This is a genomic window from Rhizobium sp. BT04, from assembly GCF_030053135.1.
Lineage (GTDB): Bacteria > Pseudomonadota > Alphaproteobacteria > Rhizobiales > Rhizobiaceae > Rhizobium > Rhizobium binxianense.
On record NZ_CP125652.1, the window covers coordinates 1837200 to 1860812 of the forward strand.

A 23613-nucleotide genomic window follows, 5' to 3' on the forward strand; every position below is an offset into this window, starting at 1 on the left:
TAGGGGTAACCCAAGCATCACTCGATATTGACGTCATTCATCGGAGGGTTGACGTCATTAGAGGTTGATCCGACGGCAATCGCGGCCGAGGTCAGCAGGCCGGGTCCTCGCTTTCTTTTCAGTCATCCGCGTCTGCTGGCGGATAGATTGGCGCGCCGGACGACGTCATCTTCGCCACCGTCCCCCCGTCGGAGAGCGAGGTGACACCAATGACAAGCGATAGGGTGCCGAATAGCGAACGGGGCCGAAGCGTGCGAAGCTGCGAAGCTGCGAAAACCGGTTCAGGCAAGTCTATCGCGAGGCTTCCGGGCCGCGATCGCCGCGCAGAAGGTTCAGCCAGGCCCGCGACAGTTTCTCCGCGCCAGTGCCGCCGATATGGCAATCGTCGTAGCGGTCATCCCCATCGAGCAACGCGTCAGAATTTACTCCCTCTCGGATACCATGGCCGCTTTTTGACAGGGCCAGCTGCGCCCGTACAATTGGATTGTCTGGAATATGCTCCTTGAAGCCGCCGTTGCTCGGTTCCAGGCATTTCGATGCGATCGAAATGTAAACGGGTGCCTCGACGCCGTGCTGACGCAGCGTGTCAACCATCGACATGAAATGGTCCTGGTAGGCCTGCACAGTGGTGCCCAGAACGAGGTCCGCCTCTCCTTGCACCCAGAGGACGCTCGTTATTCGATAGTTGGAATCCTGAAGCTGTTTCATTGTATCGACCAGCACAGGATTGATGTCGCCACCGGGCGCCCACCGTGCGACCTCAGATCCGGAATAAGCGAGAGGCGCGAGGACGACGCTGTCATACTGTCCCGAGGCAATCAAATTGTTCGCAAGGAGCGTCCAGTATTCTCCCTTGGTATCGGTCGATCCAAGAAGTGGCGACGCTGCGACGAAGCACCGTTTGTCAAAGGCGTTGACGACGCGAGCGCCATAATGCGACCTGTGTCGTTGTCCACCGTCGTTGGCCGCGTTCGATTGGCCAAGAATTAGCAAGACAGCCGTTCGATCAGTTTGAGTCGGGCAGGTCACGGGCGTTTTCGATTCATCGCCGATGAGCCGCCCCTTGTCGTCGAAAGTATATCGGCTTGGAGCCGCTGCCTTCTCTCCGCCAACCATTTTCCTCAGCGCGGAAAGTTGTGGCCAAGGAAAGATCTCATGTCTCGCACTCATGCCGCCGAGAAAGTACACGGTGATCAAGGCGGCCCCGCCGACTGCCAGCGTTTTGCGCATGGTCGTGACCTTTAATCATCATCCGATGACTCATCGAGGCTGGTCCAGCCACGAAGGTTCCTTGACACCAGCCACATCTGCTTGCTCGGGCACGATCCTTTGAAAAGAGGTCGTCGTGAAGATCGAGCCCGGTCGCTGCTTCAACTATAGCCCGGGCCAGTGATTGCAATCATCCGGTTGGGTGAGGGATCGCGCCCGCCAGTAATCCCGCGTGCGGCGACATGAAGAAAGTCCCTTTGCGCGTGGGAAGACGATCACAGATTGGCGCGGCGAGGACAACGTGGGAGCGGGAGCACCGGTTATTCCTCTTCGCTGCCCTGATCATTTGGATCGACGGACACAGGATCTCTGTGTTAGGCAGCCCAAAAGCGCCACTCTTGCGCGCGACCAGAGTACGCTCTCGATATCGAAGGCAGGCGCTAGCATTGAAGGTTTACAGACCAGAGATTGATGGCTTACGGGCCATATCGGTGATCGCGGTTATTCTTTACCACGCCGCTTTCACGGTTGCCGGCCACACGTTGCTTCCTGGTGGATACATTGGCGTCGATGTATTTTTTGTGATCAGCGGCTTCCTGATTTCCCAAATTTTGCTGACGGAAATCGAAGCAACGGGGCGTATCGATTTTCTTAAATTCTATGCCCGGCGCGCGCGGAGAATTCTGCCGGCGTTGTTCGCAGTGATTTTCGCGACAATTCCCCTCGCCTATTATTTTTTGTTACCACTGGAACTCACAGACTACGCGAACTCCATAGGGTCGTCGCTCCTATTTGGATCGAATATCTATTTTTATTTTACCGCGGCTCAGTACGGCGAGCCCAATACCCTTCTCAAGCCTTTTCTTCACACCTGGTCGTTGAGCGTCGAAGAGCAGTTTTATATCGGCTTTCCGGTCTTATTGCTCCTCGTGCGCCGATACCTGAAATCAAGGTTTTTGCCCTGCGTGTTGCTCGCGGCATGCCTCAGCTTTGTATTGTGTATCGTGACGGTGCGGCATGATCCGCAACAGGCCTTCTACTCGCCGCTCACCCGGGCCTGGGAACTGCTGGCCGGAACACTTCTCGCCTATTACGAGGTCAAGCGTGGACGACCTCGCCCTCAGCCGTTGCTCGCGGCGGCCGGGCTTATCCTTGTTCTTGGTTCGCTTATCCTGTTTGGAAAGGATACGGTTCATCCTGGCCGGTTGACTTTGATCCCAGTCATCGGGACCTGTCTGGTGCTCGCATTCGCCGGTCAGCAGAACGCAGCCGGGCGCCTGTTGGCGTCTCGGCCTGCCGCACTCACCGGATTGGTGTCCTACTCTTTATATTTGTGGCACTATCCGGTCTTCGCCTTCTGGCGGTTGACAAGCCTGGATTTCAACAATGGTGACAAGCTTCTCGCCATCGCAATGACGGTCCTGGTCGCGGTCGTCAGCTTTGTCGTCATCGAAAAGCCCTTTCGCCACACCAGGAGAAGCCGCGCCCTCTGGATCACCCTGAGCTCATCCGTTGTCACCATCGCGGCTGCTGTCCTGTCAGCAATCACTATGGCCGGTTTTCCTCACAGGCTGGATGAAGTCTATCCACCTCTGGCGCAGGCGAACGAAGCACGGCTCGAAAGCACTTTTCTAAGCCTGAACGACAACATTCAAGCCGGGAAACCCATTATCTTCATCATCGGGGACTCGCACGCCAGAAACTGGTCGATCGCGCTGAAAAATTACATCGATACCGACCGATATCAAATCGTGGCACTCAGCTACTTGAACTGCATGGTCGAGATCAACAACGATATTGTTAAGGCCCCCTCTCGCGCCAGCATTTACGATAAATACTGCATTCCCTTTGAAAAATATATCAACGACAAATCATTGCTCAGCCGAACGAAAGCGATCTTCCTCACGAGCCTTCGGCCCTTTGAGTACACCGTCAACCCCTTCAGGTTTGAACTTCTTTCCTGGATGAAAAGCCACTCGGATGACGCGCGCATTTTCGTTTTCGGAAATTATTTCCAGCTCGACGAATCACACTCATGCCTGGGGCTGATGTTTCAGAGAAAATCCGATGCCTCCATATGCCTGCGGGAAGCGAGCTATCCGCCGGCCAACCAGCGTTTAGCGCAACTGCCACTTTTCCCATCCGATCTTGCTTTCACCTATGTCGATATCGTCAAGCTTCACTGCGATTACGACAAGGAGAAATGCCTCACCAGCAGCAGGGGTGTTCCGTTCATCACAGACTGGAACCATATGACAGCAGAATTTCTGACGACCCTGATTGGCGACATTCTGGAAAAGAGAACCGCTGACCTGCGGGGCGACGGTCTCCTCGATTTCCTGGTACCGCCGCATGCCAGGCCATCCGAACGAACTGCAAGTTCTCAGCCGAACGCTGGCCCTACGTCTTTCGCTTCTCCATCAAATTAGGCGGCCGGAGGCCGGGAACGACGGTGAACTTGGTGTTCCCCATGCGCACGCGCCCGCTATGTCGCCAAAGCTCGCATCAATCTAGCTTTGATAGACAGCCACGTCGGCTTCGCCTTCTTGGTCTTACGCTCCTGATTGCAGGCGAAACAAACAAGATGAAGGTTTTCGAGGCGACCATTTCCGCCCTGGCTTGCGGGCTTGATGTGATCCCATGTGGCCAAGTTTGCGACTGTGGCGAGCCTGTTGCGTTTGCGATCCCTGTTGTGAAATCCAGGAAGAACCATGGCAGCCTCGCAAATACCGCATTGCCCGGCCTGAAGCTCGAATGCTTTCCGCTTTCGACCGTGTCTGTACTTCGCAAATTTGCTCAAGCGATGATTGCCTTGTCTGCAATTCTCGGTTGATTTAGAAAAGCTGCAATCTGGATCGCTGTCAATTATCCTTAAGGGGTACATCCAACGGGCGACTGTCGCTAGTCGCCTGTCGTAACTCACCAACAAATTTTTCCGGCCATTCTCCTGCGGATGGCCCGGCCTGATGCGCTCGAGCGCGGTGCCGAGCCTCAGCCACCACGCCGACAGCTTTGAAAGATTGTAGAGCCCGAGGCAAATCGCAGGGCCTTACCCTGCGTTCAGCGGTGTCCCGCGGGCGCGATTGCACTTCGGATACTCAACTCGCCAAGCCTCCGCATCCGCTTATTAGGAGTTTGTTGACCATAAGCTGGCTTTACTGAGCGTGATGGATGCGGAGTTCCCGCCCGTCGTCGAGTGTTTGGTGTGGGCGGATTGGTCGTGTTGAAGTATCCAGTGCAAGGATTATTGGGCGGAATTGCCACGCTCCTGTCGCGTGCGGAACGGTTCGCAGCGCAGACCATTCTGCCGGCTCTGTTTGCGCTGCCGGCACTTGTCGGTTCGGCATCATTTGCCTCGGCGGAAGATCGCGCCCTGAAACTGTTCTTTACCCATACCGGCGAAAGGGCCACGATTACCTACAAGCGCGACGGCAAGTTCGATCCGAAGGGCCTTGCCCAGATCAATCGGTTTCTGCGCGACTGGCGAAGGAACGAGCCGACCCGGATGGATCCGCGGCTGCTCGACCTGGTCTGGGAGGTGTACAAGAAGAGCGGCGGCAAGGACTACATCCACATCGTCTCCGCCTATCGTTCCCCCACCACCAACAACATGCTGCGCAACCGTTCGCGCAGCACCGGCGTCGCCAAGAAGAGCCAACACATGCTGGGCAAGGCGATGGATTTCTACGTTCCCGGCGTCAAGCTTGCGACGCTGCGGGCGCTTGCCATGCAGATGCAGGTCGGCGGTGTCGGATATTACCCGAGCTCGGGATCGCCCTTCGTGCATCTCGACGTCGGCAATGTCCGCGCCTGGCCCCGCATGTCGCGGCAGGAACTCGCGCGAATCTTCCCGAATGGGCAGACGATGCATCTCCCGGCCGATGGCCGGCCGCTGCCGGGATACAGTCAGGCGGTGGCGAACTACAAGAAGCGCGGCGGCCCCAGCTCGATCCAGATCGCCAGCAGCGCGGGAGAAGGCGACGAGGTGGGGGCATCGACCACGCCGAGCGGCAACGCCACAGACGGCAAGCTCGTGACGGCGCTTCTGCCCGCGCCCCGAAGCCGGGCATTGAACGCGCTGGCGCTGCAGACCGGCGCGGTCGAGCCGGATGACAAACGGTCGGCTGGGGATGTTTCATCTTTGCCGATTCCGATCCCGGCGATGCGGCCGCCCGCCCTCGAGCACGACGCCGGCGTGGACGACAAACTGGAGACTGCATCGATCGGCCCGATTGCCGTCGTTCCGGACAGACCGGCGTCTGCATTGCCGGCCCACGCCCGTTTCGAACCCCTCGTTGTTGCACAAGGGGCCTCCAAACAGGGCGCCGATATGATCGCCTCCCTGCCGATGACCGCTTCCTGGGAAGAAGCAAATTTCCTCGGAACGACGTCCGACGCAGCGCTGATGAAATGGGCGCTGCATGCTCCCGGCGAGGCGATGGGATTGAGCGCGCCTCGCCTTTCTCCCCGCACGGTTCATCGGGAGATCAATACCGCGTCAGGTGAAGATATCATTCCGGTCGCCGCCGCTGACCTGTTCGATGCGAGCCGGTTTGCGTCGCCCCCGGAGGGCTGAGCTCCATCGTCAAGGCGCAATGGGTTGTGCCTGCGACGCCGATCAAGAGCGCTGAACATTGATTCTACTGACGAATTCCGCCCCAAGAGATCGCCGCGCGCCCGACATCCGTCTGCCGCCACCTTCTCCCCGCTTGCGGGGCGGAGGGACCATGCCGCGACGTCCGCTTTCTCACCTCACCCTCGCAGGGCACGTCCCCTCGCCCCGTTTACGGAGGTCCGAAGGACGGGGCGAGACCAGTGGCTCGACCCCGAATGAACTCTTCCGAATATGGCTGATCCGGCTCGACGACTGGCTCGGCTCTATATCGCCTTCATTGCCCAAGAGCCTCTCGGCATCGTCATACCGGCCAATAAAAACTATCCTAACGAGAATAGCGTCGCCTCGGCCTGTCAAATCTTGACCGCATTCTCGGCCGACGGAGTGCAATAGGCTTCTGTGGGACCCGGCAGAAGCCGGCTTTCAAGACGCACAAAGGATGCCATTCAGCTTGAAACGACGGTCGTGCTTTTCCCGATATCGGGTCGTGCTTTTCCCGATATCGGGTCGGACTTTGGCCCGATGCGCCAGCCAGCGACCGCATGATACAAACTCGTTTGAGTTTGACGGACATGCTGTGGGCGTAATTGGGCACAATTCATAGCAGCGAACGGGCCGCAGACATCGGAGAGGCAGCCCATGTTCTGCACCCGCAATGTCTCTCGACGCCGAACAGAGGATACCACCATAAGTAAAGGAATTAATAATTAACAGTAATGTTAGAGTATTTCCTGGAGTTTTTCTAGGTAATTGCCACATGTAACAGGTGATGCTAATACAGCAGCCACCTCTTCCCCAAGTCACGAGGCGAATGTAATGAGAAGCGTATTGGTATCTGGCGGAGCTGGGTTCATCGGATCGCATTTATGTGACAGGCTTTTGCTTAGAACTGACATCGAAAAGCTGGTCGTTGTTGACAATCTTTGGACCGGACTTTTCGAAAATATCTCCCACATCAGGGACTCCCGTTTTCACTTCGTGAAATCGGACGTCGAGACGTTGCGGAGCTCTGAAAAATTCGACGAAATCTACCATCTTGCGTCCCCGGCATCGCCGCCCTGGTATATGAAGGAGCCGCAGAGGACGATTTCGGCCAATCTTCTCGGAGCATTCCGGCTGCTGGAGCTGTTGAAGAAGGGCGGGCGTTTCGGCTTCACCTCCTCCTCGGAAGTCTACGGCGACCCCTTGGTATCGCCGCAACCGGAATCCTATAAGGGCCAGGTCGACTGTACCGGGCCGCGCTCGTCCTATGACGAGAGCAAGCGGTGCACGGAGTCGCTGCTGTTCGAGATGCAGCGCACCCGCGGGCTCGACGTCAAGGTGATCCGCCCCTTCAATATTTATGGGCCCCGAACACGCGCCGACGACGGCCGCGCGGTCTCCAACTTCCTCACCCAGGCGCTTTCCGGCCGGCCTATCACCGTGTTCGGCGATGGCCTTCAGTCCCGCAGCTGGGGCTATGTCGACGATATCGTCGATGGCTTCGCCCGATATTTCTGGATCAACGAAACCGACTACAAGGGACCTCTGAACATCGGCAATGATCGTGAGATTTCGGTTCTCGAGGTCGCGCAATATATTTCCAAGCTCGCCGGCGGCGTGCCGATCGTCTTCAAGCCGTCACCGCCGCAGGACCCGACGAACCGGCGGCCGGACCTGACCAATGCGAACTACGTCATGCCCGAGTGGTCGTGCAAGATCTCCTACGAACAGGGCGTGGCCATGACACTCGACTGGTTCAGGCAAAAAATGACGGCGGGCGCGGCGGAATAGACCATCACGGCTTTGCGGGCCTCCCGTTTCGATGCCGGCGCGTTTGTTTTACGGTGCGATTGAGAGAGTGATGATGCAGGAACCCATTCCGTCCGATCTGAAGAGCATCCGTTTTCCCGTCCCCATCCACTATCTCGATCTCGCATCCGATCACGCCGATGCCGTTTCGCACGCCGTTTCCGACGGGCTCGTGGTTTTTCTCGCGGATGGTCTTCCCGTCGGGCAAGCCTATGTCGAAAAGCCCGAGACCGCGGCTGTCATCGCCGCGCGTGTCGTCCAGGCCGATACGCTCGAGCATGCGCGCCAGGTCGCGCAAACGCCGCTCAGCAATCGCGACGTCAGCATTCTGATCTGCACCAAGGACCGGCCGGAGGAACTGCGCCGGTGCCTAGCCTCGATCCCCGAACAATCGCTCCGCCCGGTCGAGATCATCGTCGTCGACAATGCCTCATCCGGCGATGCGACGCGGCGCGTGGTAGAGGAAGCCGGCGTCACCTATGTCCGCGAGGACCGGGTCGGGCTGGATCATGCCCGCAATGCGGCGGTTCGCGCGGCGAAAACCGAATTCGTCGCGTTCACCGACGATGACGTGGTCCTCCACCGGCAGTGGCTGGAGAACCTGATGAAGGGGTTCGATCAGCCTGAGATCGCCTGCGTCACCGGGCTGGTCCTTCCCGGGGAACTGGCAACTCCGGCCCAGTTCATCTTCGAAAAACATTGGAGTTTCGGCAGGGGTTATCTCAGGCAGGATTTCGACCGGGATTTCTATCGACTGCACGAACGTTACGGCGCGCCGGTCTGGACGATCGGCGCCGGTGCGAGCCAGGCTTTCCGCCGCAAGGTCTTCGACGAGATCGGCCTGTTCGATGTCCGCCTGGATATGGGCGCGGCCGGCTGCTCGGGCGATTCCGAATATTGGAACCGGCTGCTCCATCATGGCCATGTCTGCCGCTACGAGCCGACGGCGGTCTCCTGGCATTTTCATCGCAAGGATATGAAGGGGCTTTCCAAACAGATCCATCAATATATGAGCGGCCATATCGCAGCGCTCCTCGTCCAGTATCAGAATACCGGCAATGGCGGCAATCTCAGGCGCATCCTGGTTTCCTTTCCGAAATATTATGCCGGCCGGCTGCGCCGGCGATTGCGCAAGGGTGCGACCTCGAACGATTTCTTCTTGAAGCAGGAGATGCTCGGCAGCGTCAACGGCGCGCTCTATGTTCTCAGGCGATGGAAGATGCCGGCATGGTGACAGCTGCGACGCCGGATATATCCTTCCTCATCCCTGCCTATAACGCCGAGGATACGCTTGCCGAATGTCTCGCCAGTCTGCAGCAGCAGACGCGATCGAACTGGCAGGCTGTGGTGGTCGATGACGGTTCGAGCGATCGCAGCTGGGAAATTCTGCAGGGCATGGCGGAAACCGACAGCCGCATTCTCCCCGTCCGGCAGCCGAATGCGGGTGCGGCCGCGGCGCGAAACCATGCCGCACGCCTGGCGGCCGCGCCGCTGCTCTGCATGCTGGATGCCGACGATTGGGTGGACCCGCGCTATATCGAAAACATGCTGCCGGCGGCGGATGCAGCGCTGCCTGTGATCGCTCATTGCTCCTACCGCCGGGTGGCTCCGGACGGGCGGATGATGCCGGTGGCACAGGCCCCGATCCTGACAGGCGATCACGCCCGGCGCGAATTCTCCTCTTTTTGCGCGATCGCCATCCATACGGCCGTCTTTCCCAAGAGCCTTTTCGAGCGGATCGGAGGCATGGACGAGACCCTGCAGACCGGCGAGGAGTGGGAACTCTGGCTGCGCATGGCCTTTGCCGGCGCCGAATTCCGCCGCGTCGACCCATGCCTTGCCTTCTATCGCATGAAAGCGGGTTCGCTGTCCGGCGACCCGAGGAAACTGGTGCGTGACGCCGTCCGCGTGACCACGAAGGCGCAAGCTCTCAGGATTCAGCAAGGCATGTCGGCCGAAGGCCCGGAGGCCGGCTGGGTGACGCCGGCTTTCAGCCAGCTGCGCATGCTCGTCTGGGCCGCCTGCGCCAGGCTCGATCCAGCCGCCGACGTTGCAACCCTTGCGGCATTGCTGCCCGAGATCCCCGACGCCGCCGGACACGAGCGCTTTCTTGTCGACGTCGTCATGCATGGGCTGCGGACCGGCCTGCTCGCCGATCGGGACGAGGACCTCATCGATGCACTCGCCAAATGGCAGCCGACTTTCCTTTCGCTCATCCGCCTGATCGAGCGGCATTCCTTCCCCGGCACCGGCCGCAAGATCATCGAAACCCTCGGCTGGCGGCTGACCGCCGAAAACCCTTTGCGATCCTTCACGCTGGGCAATCTCCAGGTGATCAGCGTCGAGCTTGGCAGGCTTGCCAGAATCCCCAAAGCCGCACAGGCCGATACGCTCGTCATGCACGCCTTCTCAGGCAAGGAGCATGTCGGCTCTTTTGTCGGGCCGTTCTGGGGCGATCTGTCGATCCGGGCGCAGGTCCGGCTGATCATGCAGGAGATGCAGGCGGAAGAGCACCTGCAGACGCCGCGCTCGCTCGCCTATGCCGGTTCGTGGACAAGGGAGGCGCTGCGCGGCTACCGAGCCTTCGGCGATTTGATCATTCGCAGCGGCCGGCGCGGACGGCTCGAACGGCTTCTGGTGCGTATCGGCCGCGACGCCATTCTCACCGCTGCGCCCAGCGACAAACGGGATAACGACGCCCGGCTATCCGACCTCCTGCTGGATCTCGAACGCCGCCTGTCGCCGCCCGTCCGACATGCCGCCGGCGCAGAGCCGCACACAGACAAGCCGGCTGCCGCCGTTCATTCCGCAGAAGAATATTGGGAACATATCTTCGAACGCCCGGATCCCTGGAATTACCTTTCGGTCTATGAGCAGGTCAAATATGCGCAGACATTGAGCCTGATTCCGGAGGGAACCGAGACGGCCCTGGAACTTGCCTGCGCCGAGGGGATCTTTACCGAGAAGCTGGCGCCGAAGGTCGGCCGCCTGACGGCCACGGATATTTCCCAGCGCGCCATTGACCGGGCGGTCGAGCGGTGCCGCGGCCATGACAATGTCGAGTTCCGCGTTCTCGATTTCGCCAGACAAGATCTCCCGCCCGAGCAGGATCTCGTTATCTGCTCAGAAGTCCTCTATTACATGAAGGATGAGGAGATGCTGGCGGAGGTCTGCCGGAAGATCGCGGCTGCGGTGAAGCCGGGCGGCTGCCTGATCACCGCCCATCCCCATCTCCGCCGGGACGAACCCGCCCGCACCGGTTTCGATTGGGGCCATCCATTCGGTGTCGGCACGATCAAGCAGGTGCTGGCGTCACAGGCCGGGCTCGCCCTAGAGGAGACTGTAGACACCGCGCTTTACGCGATCCACCGGTTCCGAAAGGCCGCCGTGGCCGATCCCGTCCTCAGGGTCGAGCCGTATGGAACGCCGATCGATGTCGATGTCGCAAGACACATCATCTACGGACCGGCCGGCATAGCGCGCGAAGCGGCATGCACGACCGAGGTCACGGCCCAGATTCCCATTCTCATGTATCATCGGATCGCAGAGGACGGCCCCGCCGCGCTGCGGCGCTTTCGCACGCCGCCGGAGATTTTCCGCAAGCAGATGCAGTTCCTTCGCCGCCACGGCTATTACGCCGTGACCACGCCGACCCTGCTCGATCTTTTCCACAGCGGCAAGCCGATCCAGGGCCGGCCGGTCATGCTGACCTTCGACGACGCCTATCTGGATTTCCGCACCGACGCCTTCCCGATCCTGGCTGAGAATGATTTCAGCGCCGAGGTCTTCGTCGTCACCGACAAGGTCGGTGGCCGGTCCGACTGGGATTCGGCCCATGGCGAGCCTGCGGGCCTGATGTCGTGGGCGGATATCCTGGAACTGCACAAAAAGGGTATCAGCTTCGGCTCCCACCTCGCATCCCATACACCGGCCAGCGCCATCGACAACGATGCCCTGCTGGCCGAGGCCATGCGCTCGCGCAATGCGCTGCAGACCCGGCTGACTGCCGCGGTGGATTCGATCGCCCTGCCCTACGGCGCGACGGATTTTCGGGTCCCAGGCATTCTGGAGCTGGCGGGCTATGGCATCGGCTTCACCACGCGACCGGCCACGGCGACCTTTTCCGATAATCTTTTTGCCCTGCCGCGCCTCGAGGTCCGCGGCGATCGTCCGCTCGAAGCCTTCCCCGAATTGATCGGTCTGCCGGGAGCCTTCATCGGATGACAACACCCTCAGCGCGCCCTCTGATCTCCGTCGTCATACCGGCTTACAATGCCGAGAAAACGCTTTTGGAAACGCTGGCAAGCATTTCCAACCAGACTTACGACAAGCTTGAGATATTGGTGGTCGACGACGGATCCCGGGACGGGACCTTCGATCTCGCGCGCGGCTACGGCCGGACCGATCACCGCGTCCGTGTCCTCAGCCAGGAGAACGGCGGCGTTGCTCGCGCCCGCAACCACGGCATCCGCGAAGCCAGCGGCTTCTATATCGCCCCGGTCGATGCCGACGACATATGGCATCCCGAGAAAATCGAGCTGCAGCTTCAGGCCTTGCGGAAATTTCCCGATGGATATGGAGTCGCCTACAACTGGTACGCGGCGATCGACGAGAACGGCATTATTTTCGGCCATTCGCGCCCGGTCATGCACGAAGGCAACATCTTCGAACCTCTGTTGCGGGAAAACTTCATCGGCAATGGCAGCACGCCGCTGATGCCGCGAGCCGAGATACTTCGCTGCGGTGGCTATGACGCCGGCCTTCGCGACAGCGGCGCCGAAGGCTGCGAAGATCTGAAACTCTACCTTGCCCTGGCCGAGACGCTGCCCTTCGCGCTTGTTCCCGATTTCCTCACAGGCTATCGCTTCACCAGGGGAAACATGTCCAGCAATGGCTATCGCATGCTGAAATCCCACGCCCTGGTGATGGCCCCGATCATCGCCCGCTATCCGCAGCTGACGCGCGACATCCGGACGGCCCAATTCCACACGACGCACTGGTATTTCAACAAGGCGCTCACCGACGGCGACTATGTCCAGGTCAAAAAGCTGGCGCCGATGATGGCGAGACAATATCCCGCGCAGCTCATCATCCACAGCGTGCAGCAGAGCTGGCGCAAGGCCAAACGCCACGGCATCCTGATCGCAAAACGCCTCCTCGGAAAACCCTTGCCGCGGCCGAGGACCCGCGTCGCAGGCGCGGCCATTCCGCAAACCGGAACAGCATTCAGCGATCGTTTCGGGTCTGCCGGGCCAGAGCTGAGCCCGACATCGTCGCAGGTGGCCGGCCATGAATAGGTATCGAAAACCCGCCTCCTCAAAACCGGCAGGCGCCTATAACCTCATCGTCGCGGCACGGTTCCGCGAGCTTCGGCAACTCGTGCCGGCGCTGCGGCTCAAGATGACGGTGATGATCATCCTGGGCATTCTCACTGGCTTCTCGGAGATGGTCGGCATCACTTTTCTGGTGAGCCTGGTCTTTCTTCTCGGGCAGCAGGGCCCCGTTTCCGGCTCCGCTGTTGCATGGCTTCCAGCATTTTTCGGCGGCATCGACCTTAGTCTTTCCAAGCCCGTGCTGATCGGCATCCTGATCGGCTCCATCCTCTTCAGAATTTTTCTGGGATTTGTCAATTCGCTCATATCAAGCACGGTCAGCCACCAAATCAACGACTCCATGCGGGAGCGTCTCTACGCCAAGGTTTTGACGATCCCTTTTCAGCGCTTTCAGAATTATGAGCGCAGCGACCTGATCAACGTGATCGTCACCGAATCCTATGCGGCATCGTCGGCGCATGCGAGCCTCGTACGGCTTGGGGTCAATTTCGGCACGATCGTGATCTTCGGCGCCGGCATGCTGGTGATGGCCTGGCCGATTGCCCTGCTCGCATTGGGCTTCGGCTTCATCCATAATTTCGCTTTGGGATCCTTTGCCGGCCCATATCGGCGTCTCGGCGCCTCCGCACTGGCGGCAGTGGAAGCCTTGACGCAGCTGAGCTGGACGACGCTGCAGACGTTGAAGGCCGTCAAAAGCTTCGGCCTGGAAAAACGTCACCAGCAGCTCTTCGAAACGCTTTCCAACGACGTCGGTCACACTTGGCGCCGATCGGACTGGATGGGGGCGACAACCTCGCTTCTGAGCGAAATCCTGACCTTCGGGGTCATCCTGACGATCATTCTGTCCTCGCAATTCCTGCCGGTGGATTTCAAGGCGGCACTCTCGGCCACCATCCTGCTTTACAGGCTCCAACCGCATATCAAGGGCTTCGACTCCCAGATCCTGCGCCTTTACGAAATGGAAGCGTCGCTGCAGAACGTGCTGTCGCTGCTTTCAGAAAAGGATGACGTCAAACAGGCATCGCAAGGGCAGCCGGTCACTCGCCTGGTTGAGGCGATCGCCTTCCACGATGTTTCGTTCATCTACGAGCATGCGAACACACCGGCAGTTCGCAATCTGAGCTTCTCGATACGGGCCGGCGAAACGACGGCCCTGACGGGGCCGAGCGGCTCCGGCAAGACGACGATACTTAACATGATTCTCGATCTCAGCCGGCCGACCCAGGGCAAGGTAACGGTCGACGGCAGGGACCTTGCCAATATCGATCGCACCAGCTGGCTGCAACTGCTCTCCGTGTCGGGCCAGGATGTCGAGCTGATGGAGGGCACGGTTCTCGACAATATCCGGTTCCGTCGCGACATTCCGGAGGAAGATATCCGCTGGGCCGCCGACGTGGCCTGCGCCACCGAATTCATCGAAAATCTGCCGGAAGGCTTCGATGAATGGCTGGGCGACGAGGCGGTCCGGCTTTCCGGCGGTCAGAGGCAGCGTATAGGCCTGGCGCGCGCACTCGCCGGCCGGCCGCAAATCCTGCTGCTGGACGAAGCCACGAGCGCGCTCGATGAACATACCGAGATGCGGGTATTGTCAGCCATGAAGGAAGATCCCGGCAGAACCCTGATCGTCGTCAGCCATCGGCCGGCTGTCGCCCGACTGATGAAGAACCAGATCGATCTTCGCCCACTCCCACCGCCATCCACATCCACGTCCAGGCTCGGGTGACGACAATGGAGATGACAACGACATTGGGGATTTCCGTGGCGGTGGTGATCCCGGCCTATAATTCCAGGGACTACGTTGCCCAGACGCTCCAGTCCGTCATCAACCAGACCCACAAGGCGCTGGAGATCGTCGTCGTCGACGACGGGTCAACTGACGATACCGCGTCCATCTGTCGCCGCTTTGCCGCCGGCGACTCAAGGATCCGGGTGCTGTCGACGGGAAACCGTGGCGTCGCCGCGGCCCGCAATATCGGCATCGCGGCGACAAAGGCCCCCTATATCGCCTTCATCGATGCCGACGACTTGTGGCATCCGACTTATGTCGAAAGAATGCTTTCGGCGCTCCATCTCCTGCCCGAGACCTGGGGCGCAGTCTATTCCCTTCACCGCTTCATCGATCCCGAGGGATATTGCACGAAATCCGGCTCATCGCTGAACGCCCGGGATTCTATTCTCGCCCGCCATCTCGTCTTCCGCTTTGTCGGCAATGGCAGCGGCTTCATGGTTCGACGGGCTGTTATCGACAAGATCGGCGGCTACGATTCCAGCTATGCCCGTCAGGGCATCGGCGGATGCGAGGATTTTGATTTCGAACTCCGCACTGCCGAGCACTTCAAGATCGAGGCGGTACCGCTCGGCCTCGTGGGCTATCGTCTTCATTCGGCAGCCATGTCTTCGGACAGATCACGAATGGCGCGATCGCTTCTCGCGGTGTATGAGCAATGTATTGCGCGCAATCCGGAACTTCCGGCTTTCGTCGTCAGTTGCGCCCGCGCATCGGCACATCTTTACGCATTTTCCAAATTTGCCACTTTGAAAGATTGGCCCAGCGCCAGGGCCTCGCTAAAGCAGATCTATCGTCATAGCCCGCCGCTCGCGTGCGGCATCCTGGCCAAATTGATCCTTACGAAAGCCAAGCGAGCCGCATGCAGGGCCTTGTCCAAAGCCTGGCCGCTGCGGAAAGAAAAACACAAGAATCTCGAAAAGTTCGAAGAGATGGACCCGCTTCTCCCATTGGTCGGCGGTTGGTCCCGCTTTAGATCGAAAGCTTTGTTGCGACGCTTGTCGGAGATCGATCGGCGTGGCGGATGCTCGCCGGCAGTCTCATCGCAGGACGCGTGATACCGGGGCTCAGCGTATTGCACCCGGCAATCTTAATGAATGCTGTAACGACCTCGATATTTTTCATGACGAAACGCGCTATTTGAATAGAATATCAAGCAGTAGAAAAAGCCGATTGAGTCACAACAAGAAATAACCACCCAATAATGATCTGTGACAATCATAGTTTTTACTGTATTCATACCTGGGCACTGCGCATGCATTCCTACAGGAGGACCCGCCAGCCACCCCGGCGGGTCCTCAACCTTGCTTATGGCAGGTTGCCGCAAATGCGATCACCGTTATCGCTGCATCAGCACAAGCAAATCCTGTTGCGGATGGCGATATTGCGCGGTCGGGATCGGCTTGAGGAAAAAACCGATATCATCGGCAAGTGAGGATAGCAGGCGGTTCTTCCTGCTCGATATACCGGCCACCAATTCAACTCTTCCCTGAATGCATGCGGATCCACAATGAAATTGCGACAAACAAGCAATTTTCATGAACTCGATATTATTATCCGATAACACTCGTAAGCATCGCCGCTACACGCAAGACAAATCCATCTATCGATTAATGACTAGAAAAGATCAGTCGTCTTACAATTGATCTTTAAAATACAACCGATGTCTGAATTTCATAAATTTACCTTTTGATAAATTTTTAATCAATATACTCGCGTGTCGACCGCGGGTTATTCTGATCTGTTATTCCGACAAACATCGGATTTACCTTCCGGGCGGGAGCAGAAAATCCACTCGGAACCATTTCCGCCTTGGCTACTCAGCCACCCCCGCCTTGGTGAGATCGTCTCAACCAATGACCCAGAGATCCCCGAATGTTCATGCACCAAGAAGCCTGCGTGCAATTCAACAGCACGCTGCCGGCGGAGGAAATGTTCCAGCCGCAATGTATTGATAAATCTGCGGATTCCCTGCTCTCTGTGACCTCGGCCAAGCAATTCAGCCAGCTGTATCCGGCCTGCCGTTTCAAGTCGGCATCCGGTCTTGCACCCGCCGACTGAAAGGCCCAAGGCGCAGGCATGCGTCGCCTTCTTTCACGAGCCTCCCGATACGAAACAGCCGATATGCGCGGGAAGCGGGCACAGTCCCATTTCAACACGCCTGGAGGCATGTTCCAAGCTCTCACCTGTGTCGAAATGGTCGCACTCCCTCAGCGAATTAACCCTTCATAAAGCATTTGCTTGCTCAACTTATAATTTGTGTCATGGTCACTGTAAGTAGTGAAGGAGCCGACCTGATGAGTGATTTAGCATCGCAGATTCCGGAATTTGGTTATGATGAGCGCGTGATGATCTGCCGGAAACAGATCGAGAAGGCGGTCTATCAGTTCATTGCAAATACGAAGGTCGACGGATGCGATCCGGCAGAAGTCGCAATGGCCATCGCAGACATTGCCGACGATTACATTTTACTGCTGGCGCAGAAGCGCAATTTGACCCACTGAGATCGCCGATCGGCCGTCGATCGGCCGATCATCCGGAAGCTATGCGAACCGCGAAACCACCGACGCTTCCCTGCCGGGCGACGACGTCAGCGAGACCATTTGCCACTCGCTTCGAAACCGTCCATGGGTGGAATGTTGAACTGCTTCCGACAGGCACCCTGCAGCCGGCAACGAGCCTGGCTTGCCTAACCTATCAATCCAGGCCGAGAATGAAGCGCCGAAGCATGGGTATGCACACGGGGCTTCCCGCCCGTTACCTCGGGCGATGAAAACAAACAGCCTCAGCCTGATTGACTGCCCGGTCCGCATAAGTGCACGCAATAGCCCCGAAAATCGAAGCTGATTTTCGGGGCTATGCGCGGGTTTGAGGCCGCCGGAGCGTTCTCGTCGCGTTCGATCGGACGCGCCGTACTAATGACTTCTCACACTCACTTGCGGCACCGGAGAACTCAATTCGCCCAGTTCCCTGGTCAAACCCTCCCCCACCTCTTGCTTGACGGCCTCGAGCGCCAGATCGAGGCAATTCGTCGCGAACTCCAGTTTGACATCTTGAGCGACATGTCGCGCATAGGCGATCATCCGCGCCAGCGCGATGAGTTCGTCCAGACCGTCTTCCGCCCCGCGGTCTGCATTTATCTTGGCAACCAATGGCACGCCCATGCGCATTTCTCCCCATCAATGAAGGAAATCATACGCGCGCAGACGAGATCGAGCCCGTGAAAAAAGCGTGACACAACTCCCGGTGACATCGCCGTCGTCGTATCAAAGCGTAGGTCGCGTCCGGAATGCGGTTTCATGCAGTTTCCAAGGCAGATCGGCACTAGAGCGGATGTCGCGGGCTTCCTGCACGGCTTTCAGCAATTCCAGCGCATCGATACGTTTTTGATCGACGAAATTCGAGACAAGTGTCGCCAGCAGTTGCGGACGAGCCGGCTCTTCTATGGCAGCGCATTGCTCGACGATTCCCCGCCACGTCCGCTTCTTGAAAAACATCGCGTATGCCGCATCTTCGAGTTCTTGGCGCAACCCCTCTGCCAGCAGGCCGCGATCCTCCATCGCATCGAGGGTGGCGCTGACATTGACGAGCGGTATCGTCAGCGGCTTGCTGCCGAGTGCCGTCGGCGCGTGCATGAGCGCGACGGCGGCATCGTCGACCAGTCGACCGGTGCGATAGTCCTCGAAAATGCGGCCGATCCCGATCATCCCGAACGGATGACATTCCGCCGCCCGCAAGGCGCCCATGCTGGCTGCCCCGAAAACGGCCACGCCAAGCGATAGAGCATGGAGAATTTCCTTATGCCGGACCGGTGCGGCATATTCGAAACCACCGTCAATCAAGCCGATGACATTGGCGCCTTGTTCCAGTTGAGCCAGGACATCGCCTTGCATGGCAGGCGGCAGGACGCGTATGGCCTCGCCGGCAAGCGACGCCGCATCGGGAAGGCTGGGACCCGCGAAAATGACCTTCAAAACCCCATCCCCTTGGCCAGCGCTCTTGCTCCAAAACGCCGGGCGCGCTCCCCCTCCGGATTTTCGAGCTCAGGGATAATGACCTTGACGACGCTGAAGGGGAGCGTGTCCTCGCTGAGACGTATCGCGATGACCGAAGCGATCCCTCTGTTGCGCAGAGCGTCAAGCACATGTTGCAGCAGGTCCGCCAGATCCTGCCGGCATCCAGCCACGCCGCCACGGCAAGGATCGGCAGCAGGCGGTGCGGCAACCGTATCGAAGGCCCGCCGCATCAGCGGCGGGAGGGATCTTGAGAAAGTTGTAGGAGAAATATCGTCCCTGGCGCCGCTGATATAGGTCAGGCGGGATTGCACGGCTTCCGTCACCGCCCGAATGGCCGCACGCACGGGAAACGGATGCGCTCCGCTGCCGCCGGTCACCTCGACGTGGCGAATGTCCGTCTCACCGTGAAGAGCCCTGGCGCGCAGGATGGTCTCCCCGGGGCCCAGCATGGCGGTGAAACAGGGGATGCCGATGTCGCTGGTGATATCGAACAGCTTGAGTGCCAATCCCGATCTTTCGATCTTGTCGATCAGCCCGGTGAGAGCGCTGTCCTCAAAGCCGCGGGGATCGACGCAGCCGGCATAAAGATCGGCTTCCCCGCCCACCTGCCACAGCACATGCGCGTCACGCTCGATACGCTCCAGGACGCCATGAAAGATTGCTTCCTCGACATTATTGCCCGAAGCCAGGCCATCCGACGACATCCAGTATTGCGCGTCACGCGTCCGGTCGAGCACCACCGCTTCGAAGGGAATGTGGATCTCGTCGCCGCTGAGGATATTGACGCCGGCAACCCATTCCGTCTCGTCATCCGGCCCGAGATCGGTTTTATGGACGGCAGTCAGGCAGCTCAACCTGTCGACCTCGCAGCCCATCGCCTGCAGGTGAGAAGAGGAACCATGAATGCGCTTGACGAAGGGCTCGCCGGCAACCGCCCGTTCGAGGGCTTCCATGACAGTGGAGATCTTGGCGTCCAGATCGGTCAGGCCCTTTCCCTGCGCAATCACGATCGACCGCGAATTTGGGGCATAGGCGCACCAGACAGGGATTCCGATGTCGTCCAATCCGGTATGTCGCGCCACCCTGGTAATGCCGAACCTGGTCAAAAAAGGTTCGACGCGGGAAAGAGTTTCCCCCGGCGACATGATCCTGTCGGAATAGGGAGCGCAGTGGGTCAGAATGCCGCCTCAGCCGTCGACCTGGCCGGAGGCTGCCCCTGCGCCGAAACGGCGACGGCGCCTGCCTCGCCGGATATCCCTGGAACAATGACAGTTCTCGCCAAGCAATGCCCCTACTGTCCAAAACCGGCCTTCGATAGGCCCTGCCGTTAAAGTCTTTTTCCAATAGCCCCAATAGGGGACGATGGCGAGCCACGTCTCGACGACAACCACCGGCCCAGCGCTTTCGGCGTATTGCCGATGAAAGAGCGCCCGTCTTCGATCGCCGATCATTGCGCAACGGCCGCGCGATGCGTGGGTCAGCGCCTTATCTTTCATCGCCCCACCATGGCCTCGATCAACCATAGATCGCCGAATGTCAGCAGATGAAGCAAGACCTGTCCTCAGCCGTTTACAACCGGATCCTGCAACTCACCGTCGATCTCCGACAATCCCGCGACCGCCAGACTTTTGGCCAAGGCCACCAGTTTTTGCCTGATATTCGGATCCTCGATGGCGATGAATGCCTTGTTGAGCGCCAGCCCTTCCTTCGAGGACAAAAACCTGTTCAATTCGCTGGTCTCGCCTTCGATCGGTCCGACACCGCCGTTCTCGAAGAAAAAGCCGATGGGCACGCGCAGAATCTCGGATATGCGCTGCAGACGGCTGGCGCCTATTCGGTTCGTTCCTTTTTCGTATTTCTGGATCTGCTGGAAGGTAATGCCCAGAAGTTCGGCCAGACCGTGCTGGGTCATCCCGAGCGTCTTTCGCCGAACTCTCACACGGTTGCCGACATAGACGTCGATCGAATTCGGGGATTTAGCCTTCATGTGAATAAGTCTCCCACTTTATCAGCATGCCCAGCCGTATAATGGAGAGTTTAAGCAAGAATGCAACTAAAAGTAAATATTTCGTAAGGATTTTTTTCAGCACTGCACAGGGGAAAAACAACCTGTGGATTATTACAGCCGATGCCCTTGGAGTGGGTTGCACAACCGCATTCTCTCGCCCGACGGAAGGCTTCGAAACCAATGCTGCTCCGACGCCATCTTTAAAGAGACTTTCGAGCGACGGCGATCATCGATTTGGCCAAAACGGGGATCCGTCCGACATATTCAAAACGCACATTGTCGAAGCCGGTTTCGAGCAACAGCGTGCTCAGGGTGCTCTTCGACCAGAACTTGATATGCCCATGATCCTTCAACGGCATGAAGTGATCATCCATCTTCCCCAACGCAGCCAGGGCAAGGTTCTTCAGATAACCGTGATAGGGCGTCGACATCACGGCAACGCCGCCCGGCTTGACGAGATCGTACATCGTCGCGGTGAATGTCCTGGGATCGTAGACATGCTCGACCACCTCAAGACTGATGACCGCATTGAACGTGCCATATTCGCTGGAAAGGTCGTCATAGGCCGAGCCGACTTTCAGCGGCAGTTCGGGATAATTGATATTGGCCTTGGCGATACCATCGCTGGAAGGATCAACGCCGACGACATAGTATCCCCTCTCCGCAAGGGCCGCGGCTGCTCCGCCGGTGCCACATCCCAAATCAAAGACGTCGCGTTCCGCCGAACCATCGAAATGGCTCTCCAGCACATCGAGCACCGCGGGCAAGATGTAGGTGTGCGCGGTTGTCGGTTTGGCGTGAACATAGGTGGTTGCGTCTAGCTCGACGGACATCTCGCTCCCCCCGGGCGATTATGCGGCAAACCCTATCAAAAAATACGTCGAAAATTTGATGGAATCCGCCAAATTGCAAGGAGAATCAAAATATAATCTGTAGCTTTAAAATAATATATTAAACTTTAGAGCGATAAATTTGAGAAATAAGGTATCATCCAAATAAAACTGATGCGCTATCACGAAATAAACAGAACAGTCAGCGATAATTTCTCCAGATTACAACAGACATCAAAGACAACATCTCCGCACATCACAAAGATACAAAAATAACAGCGACTGGCTCATGGCAGCAATAGTTACATCGTTCGCAGTCTGCCGCTGCGATAGTCCGGTGCTGCCTGAGCGATTCCCGATGGAGAGGGTGTCGCTGCGCCTCCGCCGAAATCGGTCTCCCCTTCTGGTTGCGAAGCACAAAGGCGCCCAATTGCCGACACGAAGCCAAAGATATTTAACGGATAAATGTATACTGCTGGGTTTAGACAGCCCGATCGAAACCCTTCTCGCACCGGAGAAGACAAGCTTGCCCGAGAATTCATCGTCCGCAAATGCCAAACAGCCGGTGGGAAAACCGAAGATCCCCGTGGTCTTCTGGCTGCTGCTGACGATCTCCCTCTCGCTGGTCATGGGGACGGTGCTTCTTTCCAACGATATGAAACACTTGAAGACGGTCGGCCATTATTTTGGCTTCGATCTCTTTCCCCCTGAAATCAAGCCGCCGCCGCCCAAAGCCCTCCCTCGCCCAACGCCCCCGGCCATCTTTACACTCCCTGGGCATATCATCGAGCCACCGATGGTACAGACCGCGTCGACTTTTCTGCGGACATGGCGGATATCCGGGCCGGCAATGTGCGCGGCGCTGCGCACCGCCGGCATGGAAACCAGTGATTGGGCGGCGGCGAGCTTTAATGCCGATACGTTCGAATGCTTTTTCGAGCATAGCGGCAAGCGGGAGAAGGATCAGCTTCCGAGCTCAGTCTTCGTCATCGTTCGCGGCGACGCCGCCGGCACGATCAACAATATGCGAGTGAAAATCATCAATCCTGAGACGGATCAGAATGGCCAGCTCGATCCCGGCATTCTGCGAATTTTCGAAACCATGTTGCGGCAACCGCAATGGCTCGATTTTCATGAGACGCTGAATGCGATCAAAAATCTCAGGGACATCAAGGAAGACGGCTTCGGAGCCAGCATCACTTTCAGCCGTGAGGTGCTCAACCCCGGACGCTATAATTTCACGCTGTCGCTGGATGCGACCTCGGGACCACAGAAAAGAACGAGAAATTATTTCTCCGGCAGAATATGGCTACCATCGCCGGACCCCAGCAGCCGACAACCGGAATCAGTATCGACGCCCACCGATGCCGGGACGCCAGCAGAAAGCCCGCAACATCGGTATTAAAGCATGTCGCGCAAAAGTGTGCAGCGGTTTTGCCAGGCAAAGCGTGAAACGCTTTTGCCGAGACATGCGTAAAAACAAAGAGCTAAAGCGCAAGGAGCGAATCTGAAATATCGCGACGCGCTTTAGGTTTCCGGCCGCGCACCACGCGCCGACTGGTCACACCATGTAACTTGCATCCTCGTGACGTCTGGCCAAAATCTTGTAAAGCTCTTTCAGACTGTCCGCACTCGGCCGTTCGGTGCTGTCCCCGCCCGCCAGGCGCCAGACACGCTCGACATTGAGATCCTGCGTGACTTGCGCAAGGTCGTCGTTCAGCGAGCGAATGACGATCTCCGATCGCTGCAACCGCCACGACATTCTGACGAGCGCAGCGACCAGGAGGACAATGATGCCGAGGAGGCCGAGGACAAGAGCTGCGAACTGCCAATCATCGAGAAAAGATCGATCGTTTCGAACAGTCGCCATAAAAAAAACGGCATTTTGCAATGCCATATGAAAACAGCTCATCAGATAGCTAAACCACTCTTCCATCACGAGCGCCCTCCGGAATGATTTATATCTTGGAGCAGGCCGGCAAGTCTAGCAGAGACTGACAATACCCCCTACGGCGAAAGTATATT

The 23613-nt window shown here is 58.2% G+C and carries 20 protein-coding genes and 1 pseudogene; 13 read left to right on the plus strand and 8 right to left on the minus strand.

What is annotated here, in order from left to right:
- Positions 1 to 291: 291 nt before the first annotated feature.
- Positions 292 to 1230, minus strand: coding sequence for a sialate O-acetylesterase (locus QMO82_RS17615; RefSeq protein ID WP_183607901.1), 939 nt, complete (start codon positions 1228 to 1230; stop codon positions 292 to 294).
- 425 nt (positions 1231 to 1655) lie between these two features.
- Between QMO82_RS17615 and QMO82_RS17620 the strand changes: the two genes are divergently transcribed.
- On the plus strand, positions 1656 to 3638 hold the full coding sequence (locus QMO82_RS17620) for an acyltransferase family protein (RefSeq protein WP_183607900.1): 1983 nt from the start codon (positions 1656 to 1658) through the stop codon (positions 3636 to 3638).
- A 56-nt stretch (positions 3639 to 3694) separates the two neighbouring features.
- Here QMO82_RS17620 and QMO82_RS33840 read toward each other — a convergent pair whose 3' ends face one another.
- Entirely contained in the window at positions 3695 to 3859 is a 165-nt protein-coding gene (locus QMO82_RS33840) for an HNH endonuclease (RefSeq protein WP_369685965.1), read from the minus strand.
- Here QMO82_RS33840 and QMO82_RS17625 point away from each other — a divergent pair.
- The 11 genes and pseudogenes from QMO82_RS17625 (at position 3794) to QMO82_RS17675 (ending at position 17238) form a co-directional block, all read left to right on the plus strand.
- Positions 3794 to 4042 (plus strand): hypothetical protein, encoded by a 249-nt coding sequence (locus QMO82_RS17625; RefSeq protein ID WP_246718299.1) that lies wholly within the window; start codon positions 3794 to 3796, stop codon positions 4040 to 4042. The genes QMO82_RS33840 and QMO82_RS17625 overlap by 66 nt on opposite strands.
- A 381-nt stretch (positions 4043 to 4423) precedes the next feature.
- Positions 4424 to 5785, plus strand: a complete 1362-nt coding sequence (locus tag QMO82_RS17630; protein WP_183608345.1) for a DUF882 domain-containing protein — start codon at positions 4424 to 4426, stop codon at positions 5783 to 5785.
- 303 nt (positions 5786 to 6088) lie between these two features.
- A pseudogene (locus tag QMO82_RS17635) lies at positions 6089 to 6217 on the plus strand (class C beta-lactamase); the annotation flags it as partial.
- Between the two features lie 423 nt (positions 6218 to 6640).
- Entirely contained in the window at positions 6641 to 7597 is a 957-nt protein-coding gene (locus QMO82_RS17640) for an NAD-dependent epimerase/dehydratase family protein (protein ID WP_183607898.1), read from the plus strand.
- 73 nt (positions 7598 to 7670) lie between these two features.
- Entirely contained in the window at positions 7671 to 8849 is a 1179-nt protein-coding gene (locus QMO82_RS17645; protein WP_183608344.1) for a glycosyltransferase family 2 protein, read from the plus strand.
- Complete coding sequence (locus tag QMO82_RS17650) at positions 8843 to 11839, plus strand: trifunctional glycosyltransferase/class I SAM-dependent methyltransferase/polysaccharide deacetylase (RefSeq protein WP_183607897.1); 2997 nt, start codon at positions 8843 to 8845, stop codon at positions 11837 to 11839. The genes QMO82_RS17645 and QMO82_RS17650 overlap by 7 nt, the downstream gene beginning before the upstream one ends.
- A complete protein-coding gene (locus QMO82_RS17655; protein WP_183607896.1) occupies positions 11836 to 12912 on the plus strand; it encodes a glycosyltransferase family 2 protein in 1077 nt (358 codons plus the stop codon). Before QMO82_RS17650 ends, QMO82_RS17655 begins: the two co-directional genes overlap by 4 nt.
- Positions 12905 to 14671 carry an ABC transporter ATP-binding protein gene (locus QMO82_RS17660; RefSeq protein ID WP_183607895.1) on the plus strand — a complete coding sequence of 589 codons (1767 nt, stop codon included), beginning with the start codon at positions 12905 to 12907 and terminating at the stop codon, positions 14669 to 14671. Before QMO82_RS17655 ends, QMO82_RS17660 begins: the two co-directional genes overlap by 8 nt.
- Positions 14668 to 15792 carry a glycosyltransferase family A protein gene (locus QMO82_RS17665; RefSeq protein ID WP_183607894.1) on the plus strand — a complete coding sequence of 375 codons (1125 nt, stop codon included), beginning with the start codon at positions 14668 to 14670 and terminating at the stop codon, positions 15790 to 15792. Before QMO82_RS17660 ends, QMO82_RS17665 begins: the two co-directional genes overlap by 4 nt.
- 817 nt (positions 15793 to 16609) lie before the next feature.
- Complete coding sequence (locus tag QMO82_RS17670) at positions 16610 to 16795, plus strand: hypothetical protein (RefSeq protein ID WP_183607893.1); 186 nt, start codon at positions 16610 to 16612, stop codon at positions 16793 to 16795.
- Between the two features lie 236 nt (positions 16796 to 17031).
- On the plus strand, positions 17032 to 17238 hold the full coding sequence (locus QMO82_RS17675) for a hypothetical protein (protein ID WP_088672922.1): 207 nt from the start codon (positions 17032 to 17034) through the stop codon (positions 17236 to 17238).
- 411 nt (positions 17239 to 17649) lie between these two features.
- On the opposite strand, the gene QMO82_RS17680 is transcribed toward QMO82_RS17675, so the two are convergent.
- The 5 genes from QMO82_RS17680 to QMO82_RS17700 form a co-directional block, all read right to left on the minus strand.
- On the minus strand, positions 17650 to 17898 hold the full coding sequence (locus tag QMO82_RS17680) for a hypothetical protein (protein ID WP_097620743.1): 249 nt from the start codon (positions 17896 to 17898) through the stop codon (positions 17650 to 17652).
- A 102-nt stretch (positions 17899 to 18000) separates the two neighbouring features.
- Positions 18001 to 18708 carry a TfuA-like protein gene (locus QMO82_RS17685; protein WP_183607892.1) on the minus strand — a complete coding sequence of 236 codons (708 nt, stop codon included), beginning with the start codon at positions 18706 to 18708 and terminating at the stop codon, positions 18001 to 18003.
- A complete protein-coding gene (locus QMO82_RS17690; protein WP_183607891.1) occupies positions 18705 to 19895 on the minus strand; it encodes a YcaO-like family protein in 1191 nt (396 codons plus the stop codon). Before QMO82_RS17690 ends, QMO82_RS17685 begins: the two co-directional genes overlap by 4 nt.
- Before the next feature lie 416 nt (positions 19896 to 20311).
- Complete coding sequence (locus QMO82_RS17695; protein ID WP_183607890.1) at positions 20312 to 20737, minus strand: helix-turn-helix domain-containing protein; 426 nt, start codon at positions 20735 to 20737, stop codon at positions 20312 to 20314.
- Positions 20738 to 20958: 221 nt separating this feature from the next.
- Positions 20959 to 21591: a class I SAM-dependent methyltransferase gene (locus tag QMO82_RS17700; RefSeq protein ID WP_183607889.1), complete on the minus strand. Its 633-nt coding sequence runs from the start codon at positions 21589 to 21591 to the stop codon at positions 20959 to 20961.
- Positions 21592 to 22114: 523 nt separating this feature from the next.
- Here QMO82_RS17700 and QMO82_RS17705 point away from each other — a divergent pair.
- Positions 22115 to 22993 (plus strand): DUF6030 family protein, encoded by an 879-nt coding sequence (locus QMO82_RS17705; RefSeq protein WP_183607888.1) that lies wholly within the window; start codon positions 22115 to 22117, stop codon positions 22991 to 22993.
- Positions 22994 to 23149: 156 nt separating this feature from the next.
- Here the strand turns inward: QMO82_RS17705 and QMO82_RS17710 are convergent, their stop codons facing one another.
- Positions 23150 to 23524, minus strand: coding sequence for a hypothetical protein (locus tag QMO82_RS17710; RefSeq protein WP_183607887.1), 375 nt, complete (start codon positions 23522 to 23524; stop codon positions 23150 to 23152).
- Positions 23525 to 23613 lie beyond the last annotated feature (89 nt).

Coding starts and splice junctions, on each gene's coding strand:
- QMO82_RS17615 (WP_183607901.1), bottom strand. CDS start 1,230: ATGCGCAAAACGCTGGCAGTCGGCGGGGCCGCCTTGATCACCGTGTAC.
- QMO82_RS17625 (WP_246718299.1), top strand. CDS start 3,794: ATGAAGGTTTTCGAGGCGACCATTTCCGCCCTGGCTTGCGGGCTTGAT.
- QMO82_RS17640 (WP_183607898.1), top strand. CDS start 6,641: ATGAGAAGCGTATTGGTATCTGGCGGAGCTGGGTTCATCGGATCGCAT.
- QMO82_RS17645 (WP_183608344.1), top strand. CDS start 7,671: ATGCAGGAACCCATTCCGTCCGATCTGAAGAGCATCCGTTTTCCCGTC.
- QMO82_RS17650 (WP_183607897.1), top strand. CDS start 8,843: ATGGTGACAGCTGCGACGCCGGATATATCCTTCCTCATCCCTGCCTAT.
- QMO82_RS17655 (WP_183607896.1), top strand. CDS start 11,836: ATGACAACACCCTCAGCGCGCCCTCTGATCTCCGTCGTCATACCGGCT.
- QMO82_RS17660 (WP_183607895.1), top strand. CDS start 12,905: ATGAATAGGTATCGAAAACCCGCCTCCTCAAAACCGGCAGGCGCCTAT.
- QMO82_RS17670 (WP_183607893.1), top strand. CDS start 16,610: ATGTTCATGCACCAAGAAGCCTGCGTGCAATTCAACAGCACGCTGCCG.
- QMO82_RS17675 (WP_088672922.1), top strand. CDS start 17,032: ATGAGTGATTTAGCATCGCAGATTCCGGAATTTGGTTATGATGAGCGC.
- QMO82_RS17680 (WP_097620743.1), bottom strand. CDS start 17,898: ATGGGCGTGCCATTGGTTGCCAAGATAAATGCAGACCGCGGGGCGGAA.
- QMO82_RS17690 (WP_183607891.1), bottom strand. CDS start 19,895: ATGTCGCCGGGGGAAACTCTTTCCCGCGTCGAACCTTTTTTGACCAGG.
- QMO82_RS17695 (WP_183607890.1), bottom strand. CDS start 20,737: ATGAAGGCTAAATCCCCGAATTCGATCGACGTCTATGTCGGCAACCGT.
- QMO82_RS17700 (WP_183607889.1), bottom strand. CDS start 21,591: ATGTCCGTCGAGCTAGACGCAACCACCTATGTTCACGCCAAACCGACA.
- QMO82_RS17710 (WP_183607887.1), bottom strand. CDS start 23,524: ATGGAAGAGTGGTTTAGCTATCTGATGAGCTGTTTTCATATGGCATTG.